At 76.3% G+C, this 12608-nt stretch carries 12 protein-coding genes; all 12 read right to left on the bottom strand.

The features are described 5' to 3' along the window. Positions 1 to 46 precede the first annotated feature (46 nt). The 12 genes from cobC to PJ985_RS12785 all read right to left on the bottom strand — a co-directional run bounded on the left by cobC (position 47) and on the right by PJ985_RS12785 (position 12600). A complete protein-coding gene (cobC, locus tag PJ985_RS12840) occupies positions 47 to 1159 on the bottom strand; it encodes an Rv2231c family pyridoxal phosphate-dependent protein CobC (RefSeq protein ID WP_271683836.1) in 1113 nt (370 codons plus the stop codon). Beyond that, positions 1143 to 2054: a sirohydrochlorin chelatase gene (locus tag PJ985_RS12835; RefSeq protein WP_271683835.1), complete on the bottom strand. Its 912-nt coding sequence runs from the start codon at positions 2052 to 2054 to the stop codon at positions 1143 to 1145. Before PJ985_RS12835 ends, cobC begins: the two co-directional genes overlap by 17 nt. Further along, the gene (locus tag PJ985_RS12830) at positions 2051 to 2638 is read right to left on the bottom strand and encodes a precorrin-8X methylmutase (RefSeq protein WP_271683834.1); all 588 of its coding nucleotides are present in this window, start codon (positions 2636 to 2638) and stop codon (positions 2051 to 2053) included. The genes PJ985_RS12835 and PJ985_RS12830 overlap by 4 nt, the downstream gene beginning before the upstream one ends. Next, complete coding sequence (locus PJ985_RS12825; protein ID WP_271683833.1) at positions 2635 to 2847, bottom strand: 4Fe-4S binding protein; 213 nt, start codon at positions 2845 to 2847, stop codon at positions 2635 to 2637. Before PJ985_RS12825 ends, PJ985_RS12830 begins: the two co-directional genes overlap by 4 nt. Then, positions 2844 to 4586 (bottom strand): precorrin-3B C(17)-methyltransferase, encoded by a 1743-nt coding sequence (gene cobJ / locus PJ985_RS12820; protein WP_271683832.1) that lies wholly within the window; start codon positions 4584 to 4586, stop codon positions 2844 to 2846. Before cobJ ends, PJ985_RS12825 begins: the two co-directional genes overlap by 4 nt. After that, positions 4583 to 5827: a precorrin-6y C5,15-methyltransferase (decarboxylating) subunit CbiE gene (cbiE, locus tag PJ985_RS12815; protein WP_271683831.1), complete on the bottom strand. Its 1245-nt coding sequence runs from the start codon at positions 5825 to 5827 to the stop codon at positions 4583 to 4585. Before cbiE ends, cobJ begins: the two co-directional genes overlap by 4 nt. Then, positions 5824 to 6996, bottom strand: coding sequence for a cobalt-precorrin-5B (C(1))-methyltransferase (locus PJ985_RS12810; protein ID WP_271683830.1), 1173 nt, complete (start codon positions 6994 to 6996; stop codon positions 5824 to 5826). Before PJ985_RS12810 ends, cbiE begins: the two co-directional genes overlap by 4 nt. Continuing rightward, complete coding sequence (gene cobM / locus PJ985_RS12805; RefSeq protein WP_271684032.1) at positions 6989 to 7780, bottom strand: precorrin-4 C(11)-methyltransferase; 792 nt, start codon at positions 7778 to 7780, stop codon at positions 6989 to 6991. Before cobM ends, PJ985_RS12810 begins: the two co-directional genes overlap by 8 nt. Before the next feature lie 77 nt (positions 7781 to 7857). Continuing rightward, positions 7858 to 8592: a precorrin-2 C(20)-methyltransferase gene (gene cobI, locus PJ985_RS12800; protein WP_271683829.1), complete on the bottom strand. Its 735-nt coding sequence runs from the start codon at positions 8590 to 8592 to the stop codon at positions 7858 to 7860. Continuing rightward, positions 8589 to 9941 carry a cobyrinate a,c-diamide synthase gene (locus PJ985_RS12795; RefSeq protein WP_443033475.1) on the bottom strand — a complete coding sequence of 451 codons (1353 nt, stop codon included), beginning with the start codon at positions 9939 to 9941 and terminating at the stop codon, positions 8589 to 8591. Before PJ985_RS12795 ends, cobI begins: the two co-directional genes overlap by 4 nt. After that, a complete protein-coding gene (gene cobO / locus PJ985_RS12790) occupies positions 9938 to 10534 on the bottom strand; it encodes a cob(I)yrinic acid a,c-diamide adenosyltransferase (protein WP_271683827.1) in 597 nt (198 codons plus the stop codon). Before cobO ends, PJ985_RS12795 begins: the two co-directional genes overlap by 4 nt. Next, on the bottom strand, positions 10534 to 12600 hold the full coding sequence (locus PJ985_RS12785) for a putative cobaltochelatase (RefSeq protein WP_271683826.1): 2067 nt from the start codon (positions 12598 to 12600) through the stop codon (positions 10534 to 10536). The genes cobO and PJ985_RS12785 overlap by 1 nt, the downstream gene beginning before the upstream one ends. Positions 12601 to 12608: the final 8 nt, after the last annotated feature.

Below are 12608 nucleotides of genomic sequence, written 5' to 3'. Positions count from 1 at the left end.
AGGCCGGTCTGCTGCGGCCGGTCCGGCGGCCGCCGGCAGGCCTGCCCTACCCGGCGCTGCCGTCATGACCCGACCGGGAACCCGTCCCCGGTGCATCGCCCGCCGCCGTGACCGCAGCCAGGAAGGCGTCGGTGGTCGCCCGGTCCCGGACCGCCAGCCGCAGCCACTGCGGCCCGAGACCGGGGAAGGTGTCACCGCGGCGCACCGCGAAGCCCTGCTCCCGGAGCCGCAGCCGCAGTGCTGCCCCGTCCGGGTGACGCACCAGCACGAACGGGGCCCGGGCCGCCACCGCCGCGGCCCGTAGCGGGACCGCCCCGGGCAGCCGCCCGAGGTGCTCCAGCAGGTAGTGGCGGTCGGCCGCCGTCCGCCGGGCCGCTGCCTCGGCCTCGGCCAGCGCTCGCGGGCCGCAACAGGCCTCGGCGGCGGCCAGCGCCGGACTGCTGACCGGCCACAGCGGCTGCCCCCGGGAGAGCCGGGTCACCAGATCCGTGTCCGCCAGCAGGTAGCCGACCCGCAACCCCGCCAGCCCCCAGGTCTTGGTGAGGCTGCGGAGCACCACCAGACCCGGCAGCGAGCCCGCCAGCCCTGCCACCGATTCGCGCTCCCCGGGGACGGCATCGATGAAGGCCTCGTCCACCACCAGAACCCGTCCCGGGCGGGCGAGCGCGGCCAGGTCCGCGGCCGGGTGGAGGACCGAGGTGGGATTCGTGGGATTGCCGACGACCACCAGGTCCGCCTCCGCGGGTACGGCAGCCGGATCGAGGCGGAACCCCTCCTCCTCGCGCAGGACCACCCGGCGCACCGGCAGTCCTGCCGCCCGCAGCGCCGCCTCCGGCTCGGTGAACTGCGGATGCACCACCACCGGATGCCGGGCGGCCACCCCCCGGGCGAGCAGCACGAAGGCCTCGGCCGCCCCCGCGGTGAGCAGTACCCGGTCCACGGGAAGGCTGTGCCGCCGGGCAACCGCGCGGCGGGCGGCCCGTCCGTCCGGGTAGGCGGCCAGCCCGTCCAGCGAAGCGGTGATCCGCTCCCGGAGCCAGGCCGGGGGAGTGCCGGTACGGACGTTGACCGCCAGGTCGGTCAGGGCCGCGCCGTCCTCCCGTACCTCTGCGTCCCCGTGATGGGACAGGTCGGGCTCCTGCTCAGTGCGCGTGGACATGATCACCATGTGTGTGGTGGTGTCCGTCGTCGTCGGGGTGGTAGTGCGGCTGCTGCGGCGCCCCGACCTTGTCCTCGAAGCCGGGCAGCGCGATCCGGTAGACGCAGGTGTCGCAGTTCATCCGGATGTCACCCTCCACCGCCTCCCGGTACCGGCGCATCACGAGGTCCGCCAGCTCCTCGGTGGGGCCGATGACCGCGGCCTGCAGGACCTCGGTGCCGGCGTGCGCCTGCGCCCAGTCCTGCGCCTGGCGCCGTACCCGCTCCGGCAGGATTCCGGTGAAAAGGAAGTACGGCAGCACCACGACCCGCTCGGCGCCCAGTCTGCGGCAGCGCTCCAAGCCGGCCGGCACATCGGGAGCGGCGAGGGAGACGAACGCCGTCTCCACTCCCGCGTACCCCCGGCCCTCCAACAGCAGCCGGGCGGCCTTGTACACCTCCGCGTTCGCGTCCGGGTCGGTCGATCCCCGGCCGACCAGCAGCACGGTGGTGCCGGCCCGGTCGCCCGGCCCGCCGCCCGCCCCGGCCAGCGCCTCGTCCACCCGCCGCTCCAGCACGCTCAGCAGCGCCGGGTCCGGCCCCAGAGGGCGGCCGTAGGAGTACCGGACGGCCGGGTGCCGCTCCTTCTCCCGGGCCAGGGCTGCCGGGATGTCGCCCTTGGCGTGCCCCGCCGAGACCAGCATCAGCGGTACGGCCGCGAACCGGTGGGCGCCCTGCCGGACGAGTCCGGCGACGGCGTCGGCCAGGGGCGGTGGGGACAGCTCGATGAAGCCGCCCGCCACCGGCAGGCCGGGGTTCCGCTCGCCCAGATCATGGACGAAGGAGCGGAAGGCGTCGGCTCCGGCCTCGTCGCGGGTGCCGTGACCGGCGATCAGCAGCGCGGGCAGGGATGTCACAGGGTCTCCTTCGGGTGCTGTGCGTACAGCAGTGCGTTGACGGCGGCGGCGGCCACCGCCGAGCCGCCCTTCTCCGAGATGTTGCTGACGGCGGGGAGACCGGTGGCGCGCAGCGCCGCCTTGCTCTCCGCAGCGCCGACGAACCCCACCGGAAGTCCGATGACCAGGGCGGGTTCGGCCTCCAGCGCGAGCAGCTCGAACAGGGCGGTCGGCGCGCAGCCGATCACCCACACCGCGCCGGGCCCCACCTGTTGCAGCGCCAGACGCACGGCGTGCGCGCTGCGGGTCAGCCCCGGGGCGGCGACCGCTTCGGCCAGCCGGCAGACGGTCCGGCGGCGAGTGATGCCGGCCGCCACCATTGCGACATCGGTGACCACCGGGGCCGCGTCCCGGTGCAGGGCGGTGTGCGCGGCCCGCAGCCAGTCCTCCTCGGTGACCAGGTCGGTGAGGTAGTCCGGGTCGGCGCTGGAGTGGATCACCCGTTCCACCACCGCCCGGGTGAGCGGGGGCAGGCCGGAAGTGTCGATCCGGGACCGCAGGATGCGGTACGACTCCTCCTCGATGGGGTGCACGGTGCGGTTCATGACAGCTCCTCGATCGCGTCCACCGGGCACACTTCGATGCATTCGGAGCAGCCGGTGCACAGGTCGTCCCGGACGAGCAGCCGCCCGCCCAGGGGGCGGATCGCGTGCACCGGGCAGGTCAGCAGGCAGGCACCGCAGCCGGCGCAGCGGCCGGTCACCGTCACGGTGACGGCACCGGAGGCGGCGGGTGTTCCGGGCGGACCGGTCACAGGCCCTCCTGCCAGCGGTAGCCGCGCGGGGTCACCATGCGTCCGGCGACCGTGCGGCTCGCGGAGTTCCCCACGGTGACCACCGTCATCATGTCCACGCTCTCCGGGACGAGGCCGCTGAGCGTCGTCACCGTGACCCGTTCACCGGGCCGGGACGCGTTGCGCACCACTCCGGCGGGGGTGTCCGGCGCGCGGTGCCCGGCGAGGATGTCCAGGGCCTTCGGCAGCTGCCAGTCCCGTCCCCGGCTGCGCGGGTTGTAGAACGTCACCACCAGGTCGGACTCGGCCGCCGCGCGGACCCGGCGCTCGATGACCTCCCAGGGCGTGTGCAGGTCGGACAGGCTGACGCAGACGTGGTCGTGCCCGAGCGGCGCCCCCAGGAGCGCCGCGGCGGCGAGCGCGGCGGTGACCCCCGGGACCCCGGTCACGTCGATATCGGCACCGGCTTCCGCGAGCGCGGGGGAGGCCATCGCGTACACCCCGGCGTCCCCGCTGCCGATCAGCGCCACGGCATGTCCGGCGCGGGCCTGCGCGACCGCGGTGCGGGCCCTTTCCTCCTCGGCGCCCAGCCCGGACTCCAGGACGCGGGTGCCGGGGCGCAGCAGGTCGCGGATCTGCTCGACGTACTGGTCGAGGCCGACGAGCACCGACGCGCGGCGCAGTTCCTCGCGGGCCCGCGGGGTCAGCAGGTCGCGGGCGCCGGGCCCCAGGCCGACAACGGCCAGCCGGCCGCGCGGACGGCGCCGGGCCACCGCACAGGTGGCCATCGCCGGCCGCCCCTCCGGCGCCGACTTCTGCTTGGGCACCACCAGTGCGCCGCCGGCCCCTGCGGCGGTCAGCGCGGCCGCCTCGGCGACGGACGGTGTGCCGACGGCCCGCAGCGGGTGTTCCGACGGATGCGGCACCTCGACACCGGCCAGCCGGTCGGCGGAGTACGTGGTGAGCGGCAGGCCGAGCCGCCGGGCCGCCTCCAGCAGCCCCGGCTCCCCGGCCTTGGCCTCGACGGTGGCCAGCCCGGCCACGCTCCGCGGGGAGAGCCCGGCACCGGCGAGCGTCCGCTCGAGCAGGGTGAGGATCTCGTCGGCCGGAACGCCCCGGCTGGCACCGACCCCGACCAGCAGGGACGGAGGGCGCAGGACGGCGGTGCGCCCCTCCGGCGGCAGCACCCGGTCCGTCACCGCCAGCGTGGCTCCCGCCGGCCCGGCGGGAGCCACGCCGGCGGGAGCCTTCGCGGGCGGCGCGGACAGCGAGGGGCCGAGCGGGGGCAGCGGCCACACCGCGTCCGCCCGCAGGGCCACCGGCTCGCCGTCCAGCAGGGCCCGGCCGACGGCGGCGAGCGCGCCCTCCACCGGCCAGCCCAGGGTGTCAAGGCCGGGGATGCCGACGGCGTCGGTGGCCGTGGTGACGACCGGCCGGCAGCCCGGCAGCACCCCTGCCACCGCGTGGGCCAGCTCGTTCGCGCCTCCGGCGTGGCCGCCGAGCAGGGACACCGCGTGCTGCTGAGCCTCGTCCACGCAGACCACCCCCGGGTCGGTGGTCTTGTCCGTCAGCAGCGGTGCCAGCAGCCGGACGGTCGCACCGGTGGCGAGGAAGCAGACCAGCTGCTCGCATTCCGCGAACGCGCGCGCGGCGGCGGCGCCCGCAGGCCCGGGATAGACCCGGGTGCGGTCCGGCCAGGCGGCGGCGAGCCGGTCGCGGGCGGCGGCGCCCGCCGCGGTCGCGGAGATGAGGCCGATCACGGGGCAGCTCCTTGAAGGCCGGGGCGGGTGCCCCACAGCACGAAGACGGGGTGGGTGGCGGCGAGGCGGGACACCTCGCCGGGGAGGGGGGCCAGCCGGGAGGAGTGCAGCAGCACCCCGTCCGTGTGGAGCCCGCCCGTGGCCAGGGCCTGCCGGGCGGCCGGCACCCGGTCCAGCGTGGCCAGCGTGACGACCACGCTGCGGCGCGCTCGGCGGGCGCAGACGTCGAGGATGCCGGGCAGCTCCCGGCCCCCGCCGCCGACGAACACCGCATCGGGGTCCGGGAGCGCCGTCAGCGCGCCGGGCGCGGTGCCGTGCACGACGTGCAGGTCCACGCCGTGGGCCGCGGCGTTGGCCCGGCAGCGTGCTGCGCCGTCCGCGCTCTGCTCCACCGCGGTGACCGCCGCGCCGAACCGGGCGCACTCCACGCCGACCGAGCCGGATCCGGCACCGACATCCCACAGCAGATCGCCGAGGCGCGGTCCGAGCCGGGCCAGCGCCAGGGCCCGCACCTCGGACTTGCTGATCATCGAGTCCCGGTGGCTGAACGCCTCCTCGGGCAGTGCCCAGCCCGCGGGCCCGGGCGGCGGCCCGGCGAGCGTGCGCTGTGCGGTGGCCAGGGTCCGGGACCCCGCGAGGCACAGCACCACGCTCACCGGGTCCGGCCAGGCCGTCCGGGCGGCCTCGGCCGGGGACATCCGGCGGATCCGCTCGCCGGGGGTGCCGAGCGCGGTGGCCACCAGCAGGGTGCGGTCCGCGCCGGCGCCGGCCAGCGCGGCCCCCAGCTCGGCCGGCCCGGCGCCCGGTCCGGTCAGCACAGCGGTCTTCGGGTGGGCGCGGCAGACGTGGACGGCGGTCCGCGGGTCCCGCCCGTGCGCGCTCACCACCACCGCGTCGTCCCAGGGCAGCCCGGCCCGGGCGAACGCCAGGGCGACCGACGGGACGGACGGCCGCACATGCAGCGCGCCGGGCCCGAACCGCTCGGCGAGGGCCCGCACGATGCCGAAGAATCCGGGGTCGCCGGAGGCCAGGACCACGACCCGGGCGGAGTGCCCGCCGGCCGCCGCGAGATGCGCCGCGATGGTGTCCAGCGCCGGGGCCAGCGGCCCCAGTTCGACGCGCGCGGTTCCCGGGGGCAGGCCGGCCGCCGCGAGATGACGGCGGGCCCCGGCCACCAGGGTCGCGCCGCCCACGTCCGGCGGCGCGCCGGGGGCGGTCCCGGTCCCGATGACGGTGATCACGGCAGCAGCCCTCCGTCCTGCGGCGGGGTGGAGGCGATCACGGTGCGGCCGGTGAAGTCGACCATGGCCGCCTCCGCCGTCACCCGGTGACCGGTGAAGCGGGACAGCACCGCGGCGACCCGGCGGCACAGCTCCGCGCCGGCGTCCGGGAGCAGCCCGGCGGCCTCCCACACCTCGAATGCGTGCCGCGCGGTGTTCGCCCCGGCGACCGCGGTGGCCACGGACTCCGGACCGCCCACCGCGCGGGTGATCCCGGCCAGCACGCCGGGGTCCACCTTCGAGCGGGTGTAGTGGGTCATCAGCACCCCGGACGCCAGCTTCGTCAGCTTCCCCGCCATCCCGACGAACACCACGCGCGGCACCCCGAGCTCCACGGCCCGGCGCAGCGCCGCGCCCGTGAAATCCCCGACCTCGATGAAGCAGACCGGCGGCAGCTGCGGCAGCAGCTCCCGTGCGCCCTTCTCGGTGCGCCCCCCGGTGCAGAGCACCACCGCGGGCTGCTGCTGCGCGGCCGCCACCGCCACCGCCTGTTCGACGCTGGCGCGCCAGGAGGCCGTGGAGAACGGCCGAACGATCCCGGTGGTGCCGAGGATCGAGATGCCGCCCAGGATCCCCAGCTTTCCGTTGGTGGTCTTCCGGGCCCGCAGCTCGCCGTCCGGCACGCTGATCGTCACCTCGACCCCGTGGGCCGCGGTGTCGATGACCTCGTTCACGGCCGCGCTGATCATCCGGCGGGGCACCGGGTTGATCGCCGGCCCGCCGACCTCCAGGCCCAGCCCCGGCCGGGTCACCACACCCACGCCGACCCCGCCGTGCAGCACCAGCCCGGCGGTCTCCCGCCAGCAGACGGTGGCGGTGAGCTCCGAGCCGTGGGTGACGTCCGGGTCGTCGCCGGCGTCCTTGACCACCACGGCTTCGGTGCGGCCGGGCCGCAGTTCCGCGGAGCGCTCGACGGCGAACGTCACCCGGCGTCCGGACGGCAGGGCGACCTCCACCCAGGGCTGGGGGGAGCCGGTGGTCAGGTGCAGGGCGGCGGCCCGGGCCGCCGCCGACGCGCAGGTGCCGGTCGTCCACCCGGTCCGCAGGGCGCGCGGGCGCTGCTTCATGGTTCGCGGCAGGTCCGGTTCCCGCAGCTCCGGCCCCTCGGCGGGCTCGCCGCTGTCAGGCATCGCCGGTCCTGGTGGCCCGCAGCGCCCGCCGGGCGGCCGGGTCCGCGCGGCGGAAGCCGTGGAAGTGGCCCGGGTGATACAGGTGGGAGCGGGTTCCGGACGCGGACAGCGCCGGCCCGACGAGGAACAGGGTGTGCTTCCACAGCCGGTGTTCCTTGACGGTCTCCTCCAGGGTCCCGACGGTGCAGTGCAGCAGCAGCTCCTCGGGCCAGGTGACCTGGTAGGCGATGATCACCGGGGTGCCGGTGGGGTAGCCGCCCTCCAGCAGCTCCGCCGCGAGCTGTCCGGAGCGGGCGGCGGACAGGAACAGCGCCATGGTGGTGCCGTGCCGGGCGAACTCCCGGACCTCCTCGCCCGGCGGCATCGGGGTCTTGCCGCCGCCGAGCCGGGTGAGGATCACCGACTGGGCCACCTCGGGGATCGTCAGCTCGCGCCCGGCGAGGGCGGCGACCGCCGAGAACGACGACACCCCGGGGATGATCTCCACCGCGATGCCCAGCTCCCGGCAGCGGTCCACCTGCTCCTGGGTGCCGCCCCACAGCGACGGGTCGCCGGAGTGCACGCGGGCCACCCGCAGGCCGTCCCGCCGCGCCTCCTCGTAGACCGTGAGGACGTCCTCCAGCGCCATGCCGGCGGAGTCCAGGACCCGGGCGTCCTCCCGGGCGTGCTCCAGTACCTCCCGCTGGACCAGGCTGGCGGCCCAGATCACGATGTCCGCCTCGGCGATGGCCCGGGCGGCCCGGAAGGTGAGCAGGTCGGCGGCGCCCGGTCCGGCACCGACGATGGTGACCCGGCCGCCTGTGCCGGGGCCGTCCGGGCCGACGGGTCGTGCGGACGCGGCGGGGTTCGCGTTCCCGGTGCTCACAGTTTTCCTCCTCGGGTGTCCCGGCGGGCCGGGGCGATCAGGGTGGAGAGATACGGGAGCGTGCCCCCGGTGGGCTCGGCCGCGGAGCGGATCGACTCGCCGGGCAGGCCCAGGGCCGAACCCCACACGGCGCCCTCCGTCCGTCCGGTCTCCCGGAGCACGGCCGCCACCTCGGCCGCGTGCCTGCCGAACTTGTAGGCCACCACGGTCCCCGGTCCCCGCAGCGCCTGCCGCAGCGCGGCGGACCCCGCGGTCACCGGCACCAGCGTCAGCGGCTCGGTGCCCTCGGCCAGCACTGCCCCGCTGCGGGCCGCGAGATCCTGCATCGCGGTCACCCCCGGCACGGTCTCGACCCGGACGTCCGCCAGCAGCCGGCGCACCGTCTGCGCGAGGTAGCTGAACGTGGAGTACACGTTCGGGTCACCGATCGTCGCGAACGCCACCGTGCCGTGCTCGCGGAGCAGCCCGGTCACCCGTTCGCCCGCCGCGTCCCAGGCCGCCTCGCGGCGCGCGGCGTCGCTGCGCTCGTTCAGCGCGAAAACGACCTGAACCACCTTCGCCGGGTCCACGTAGTGCAGGACGGTGGCCTCCGCGCGGCCCATGCCCGCGTCCTCCATCACCGGGACCACCACGGCACCGGCCGCGCGCAGCACACCGACGCCCTTGACGGTCACCAGCTCCGGGTCGCCGGGGCCCACCCCGACGCCGGTCAGCAGATACTCGCCGCTCATCCCGCACACCTCTCCACGAAGCGCTGAGCGAGGGACGGCTCAGCTGCCCAATGCACATGCAGGTACGAGGCGTGCACGTTCCCCCGCACGAAGCCCTCGACCCGCCGTTCGGGACGGACCAGCCCCCAGGCGGGGGCCTCACCGGCGCCCGGCTCGACGGCCGTCCGGTGGAACTCGTGCCCGCGCACCCGGGTCCCCGGAGCGGCCAGCACGCTGTCGCCGACGGCGACCGCCTCCCGGTACCCGAGCGTCAGCCGGCCGGTCATCCGGGCGGATGCTGCCAGCAGTCCGCACATCGGGGCCCCGTCCAGCTCCCGGGTCAGGTAGAGCAGTCCGGCGCACTCCGCCGCGAGCGGCCCGCCGAAGCCGGCCACCGCCGCCCGCAGCGGTTCGTTCGCCGACAGCCCTGCGGCGTGCTCCTCGGGGAAGCCGCCGCCGAGGACCAGACCGCGGGTGCCGGCCGGCAGCGCCTCGTCGCGCAGCGGGTCGAACGTCACGACGTCCGCTCCGGCCGCCCGCAGCAGCTCGGCCTGCTCGGTGTAGGAGAAGGTGAACGCCGGACCGCCCGCCACCGCCACCACCGGACGGGCCCGCCCGGTGGCGGTGGCCGGCCGGACGGCGGGAGGTGCCCAGGGCTCGTCCGGCAGTGCGGGGGCGCTGCGGGCCAGGCTGAGCAGCGCGGGCAGGTCGCAGCCGGACCGGATCCGGTCGGCCAGCGCCGTGACCGTGCCGGTGGCCTCGGGGCGGCGCTCCGCCGCGGGCACCAGCCCGAGGTGGCGCGCCGGGGTGTGCAGCTCCTCGGCCCGGCGCAGGACGCCGAGCACCGGCACCCCCGACTCCTCCAGTGCCTCCCGCAGGAGCTCCTCGTGCCGGTGGGAGCCGACCTTGTTGAGGATCACCCCGCCGATCCGCACCCCGGTGTCCCAGGAGGCGAAGCCGTGCACCAGCGCGGCCACCGACCGGGACTGGGAGGAGGCGTCCACCACCAGCACCACCGGTGCCCCCAGCAGCTTCGCCACCTGGGCGGTGGACGCCAGCTCGCCGTGCCCGGCCGCGCCGTCGTACAGGCCCATCACGCCCTCGACGACCGCGAGCTGCGCACCCGCCGCGCCGTGCGCGAACAGCGGTGCCATCAGTTCCGGCCCGCACAGGTACGGGTCCAGGTTGCGGGCCGGCCGGCCGGTGGCCAGCGCGTGGTAGCCCGGGTCGATGTAGTCCGGGCCCACCTTGTGTCCGGACACGGTGAGACCGGCGGCGGAGAAGGCGGCCATCAGGCCGGTGGCGACGGTGGTCTTGCCGCTGCCGGAGGCCGGGGCGGCGATGACCAGACGGGGGAGCGGAGCGGTCACCACTCGATGCCCCGCTGGCCCTTCTGGCCGGTGTCCATGGGGTGCTTGACCTTGCCCATCTCGGTCACCAGGTCGGCGGCGCCGAGCAGCGCCTGCGGCGCGTTGCGACCGGTGATCACCACGTGCTGGGCGCCGGGACGGTCCCGCAGCACGGACACCACCTCCTCGGTGTCCACCCAGCCCCAGTGCATCGGGTACGCGAACTCGTCCAGTACGTAGAGCCGGTAGGTCTGCGCGGCGAGGTCCCGCTTGACCTGTGCCCAGCCCTCCCGGGCGGCTTCCTCGCTGGATGCGAGGTCGCGCTGCACCCACGACCAGCCCTCGCCCATCTTGTGCCAGGCCACGGAGCCGCCCTCGTCGGCGGCGCCCAGCACGCGCAGCGCCCGCTCCTCGCCGACCTTCCACTTCGCGGACTTGACGAACTGGAACACCCCGACCGGCCAGCCCTGGTTCCAGGCCCGCAGGGCGAGTCCGAACGCGGCGGTGGACTTCCCCTTACCGGTGCCGGTGTGGACGATGACGAGCGGCCGGTTGCGGCGCTGCCGGGTGGTGAGCCCGTCGTCGGGCACGGTGCTCGGCTGTCCCTGTGGCATTACGCGGCCCTCCGCAGGTCGTTGACGAGCGCGGACACGGTGTCCGCGCGGAGTTCGGCGAGCGTCACGGCCGGGCCGCCCAGCTCTTCGGCGAGCACACCCGCCAGTCCCAGCCGGACCGGACCGGACTCGCAGTCGACGACTACCGACGCGATGCCGTCGTTTGCCAGCAGGCGCGCCGCCCGCCCGGCCCGGGCCACCGGCTCGGGCCCGCCGGTGGCCCGGCCGTCGGTCACGGTGAGCAGCAGCGGGCGCCGGGAGGGGTCGCGCAGCCGCTCCACCCGCAGCACCTCACGGGCCTTCAGCAGCCCGGCGGCCAGCGGGGTGCGGCCGCCGGTGGGCAGCCGCTCCAGCCGGGCCGCGGCCGTGTCCACGGAGGAGGTGGGCGGCAGCGCCAGTTCGGCCTCCGCCCCCCGGAAGGTGACCAGGCCGACCTTGTCGCGGCGCTGGTAGGCGTCCAGCAGCAGGGACAGCACGGCACCCTTCACGGCGCTCATCCGCTGCCGCGCGGCCATCGACCCGGAGGCGTCCACGACGAAGAGCACCAGGTTCCCCTCGCGGCCCTCCCGGACCGCCTCGTGCAGGTCGTCGCGCCGGATTTCCAGCCCGGGACCGGAGCGCCGGCGGGCCCGCTGGTGCGGGGCGGCGGATCGCACCGTGGCGGCCAGGTGCAGCTTCGTCAGCCGCCCGCGGGGCCGCCGGGAGCCGGTGGTGCGGCCGGTGGCCGCCCGGGCCCGCGACCGCCGGCCGGCCGCGCCCTCCCCGATGCCGGGGACGCTCAGCGTGCGGGCCCGGAACGGCTCGGCGGCGGGCGCGGGAGCCCGGTCGCCGCCGGGGGCGGATCCGCTGCCCTCCTCGCCCTGGGACTGCCCCGGGACAGCTGCCCCCGGACCGTCCTGCGGCGGCTGCCCGTCCGGGCCGTCCGGACCTCCGTCCTCGGGTCCGTCGCCGTCGCCGTCGCCGTCGCCGTCGCCGTCGCCGTCGCTGTCGCCGCCGGGACCGTCCGGGCCGGCGTCGGGGCCGTCCGGATCCGGATCGTCCCCCGTGCCGTCTCCGCCGGCGTGCTGCTCCAGCGTCTCGTCGAGCTTGTCCTCGTCCAGGCCCGGAGCGTCGAAGGGGTTGCGGCGCCGGCGGTGGGGGAGGGCCAGCAGCGCGGCCTGCCGCACGTCCTCGGCGAGCACCGCGTCCCGTCCGGCCCAGGCAGCCAGCGCGGTCGCGGTGCGCGCCATCACGATGTCGGCTCGCATGCCGTCCACCTCGAACGCGGCGCAGGTCGCGGCGATCTGCCGCAGCGCGGCGTCGCCGAGCCGTACCTGCGGCAGCAGTTCCCGGGCGGCGGCGATCCGCCCGCGCAGCGCGGACTCCTCGGCCGCCCAGCGGGCTGCGAACTCCTCCGGGCCGGCGTCGAAGGCCAGCCGCCGGCGGACGACCTCGACGCGTTCGTCGGTGTCCCGGGAGGCGGCGACCTCCACCGTCAGGCCGAACCGGTCCAGCAACTGCGGGCGCAGCTCGCCCTCTTCGGGGTTCATGGTGCCCACGAGCAGGAAGCGGGAACTGTGCCGGACCGAGATCCCCTCCCGTTCGACGTACGAGGCGCCCATCGCGGCGGCGTCCAGCAGCAGGTCCACCAGATGGTCGTGCAGCAGGTTGACCTCGTCGACGTAGAGCACGCCGCGGTGCGCGTCGGCCAGCAGACCGGGCTCGAAGGCCTTCACGCCCTCCGACAGCGCCCGCTCGATGTCCAGCGCGCCGACGAGCCGGTCCTCGGAGGCACCGACCGGCAGCTCCACCATCCGGGCCGGGCGCACGGTGCGCGGGCCCGCTGTGTGCGGTCCGTCCGGGCAGCCGGGGTCCGGCGCTCCCGGGTCACAGGAGAACCGGCAGCCCGGAACGACCGGCACCTCCGGCATCAGCGCGGACAGGGCACGGACCGCCGTGGACTTGGCGGTTCCCTTCTCACCGCGCACCAGGACGCCGCCGACGGCCGGTGACACGGCGTTGAGCAGCAGGCCGAGGCGGAGGCCGTCCATGCCGACGATCGCGGTGAAGGGGTACGGAACGCTCATGGGGTGAT

It is taken from the genome of Streptomyces sp. ACA25, assembly GCF_028200735.1.
Lineage (GTDB): Bacteria > Actinomycetota > Actinomycetes > Streptomycetales > Streptomycetaceae > Streptomyces.
This window is presented reverse-complemented; position numbering and strand designations above follow the sequence as displayed.